The 1127-nt window shown below is 69.4% G+C and carries 2 protein-coding genes and 1 pseudogene; all 3 read right to left on the reverse strand.

What is annotated here, in order from left to right:
- Window positions 1-105 (reverse strand): annotated as a pseudogene (locus tag ACOJB8_RS41095) (type II secretion system protein N); the annotation flags it as partial.
- Between the two features lie 53 nt (window positions 106-158).
- A complete protein-coding gene (locus ACOJB8_RS41100; protein ID WP_475017978.1) occupies window positions 159-698 on the reverse strand; it encodes a type II secretion system protein M in 540 nt (179 codons plus the stop codon).
- A partial coding sequence (gspL, locus tag ACOJB8_RS41105) for a type II secretion system protein GspL (protein WP_475017980.1) occupies window positions 674-1127 on the reverse strand: 454 nt, incomplete at its 5' end. The genes gspL and ACOJB8_RS41100, both read right to left, overlap by 25 nt.

The following is a 1127-nucleotide window of genomic DNA, read 5'->3' on the forward strand; positions in this document are numbered from 1 at the left end:
GATCCAGGCCGCGGGCAGGCGGGCGAGCAACACCACAGCGCTCGACAGCACGCCCACGATCAGCCAGGGCAACGCGGCGCGCAGGCGCCGCATCCAGTAACTCATTGCGTATTTCTCCGGCGATTCTCATTGCGCGCTTTTCGATGCGCGCTTTCTTCTTAATGCGTATTCGCCGGTTGCAGCGAGGCCGTCAAATCGACCTGGCCATCGGCCTTCAGCGCGGTGATGTGCGCCTCGACCACCTGCACCTTGAACTGCTTGCGCACGTCGTCGAGCCACGCGGCCCACGCCGGAAACGACGCGTTCTTCATCTGCACCTGCACCGTCGTGCCGATCAGCTGAATCTGCGCGCCCGTGAGCGCGTGATCGGCGAGCGACGCGGTGACCGCGTCCTTGAGCGCCTGGCCGCCCGGCGCCACGCTGGCCGCCGCGCCGGCCAGCGAACGCGCCTCGTCGGCCTCGGCCGTCATCTGCGCGAGTTCGCGCTGCATGCCGGGCAGGCTCTGACGCAGGCGCGCACGGCCGTCGGCGGCGGGCTGCCACAGCACCGACCAGCCGATCGCCAGCGCAAGCACCGCGCCACCCCACGTGAGCAGCGTCTTTTCGCGCGTCGAGCGCGCCTCCCAGAAGTTCGTCCAGGCCTCGGCCCACGCGCCGCTTATAGCCGTTGTCTTCACGATGCGCTCCTGATGGTCCATTTGCCCGTGCTGGCATCGACCGTGCCCGCAAGGCCGTTGCCCGCGAGGCGTTTCGCGAGATCGGCGTCGACGTTGACGCCTGGCTTGAAGGTCACGTCCAGACGCCGGTCGTGATAGTCGAGGGCCGCGATGCCGTTCGCGGGCACCGGACCGAGCGAGCGCGCGAGCCCGTCGGAGAGCGCGAGGAAGTCGTCGGGCGAGGGCTCGCCCGCGGCCAGGCGCAACTGCTGCAACTGGCGCGCCATCTGCCCGGCGGGATCGAGCACGACGGTCGTCTTCGGGAACGCGTTGAGGAGCAGCTCGGTCATCTGCGCGCTGATCGCGTCGCGCTGGCGCGCCATCATGAGCCACTGGATATTCGCGCCGACGACCGCCACGACGAGCGACGCCGCCACGAGCACGATCGGCACGCGCAGACGGCGCAGCGTC

The sequence above is a fragment of the Paraburkholderia sp. BR10141 genome (assembly GCF_056155635.1).

Excerpts from the sequence above, each read along its gene's own strand:
- ACOJB8_RS41100 (WP_475017978.1), bottom strand. The coding sequence starts at position 698 with ATGGACCATCAGGAGCGCATCGTGAAGACAACGGCTATAAGCGGCGCG.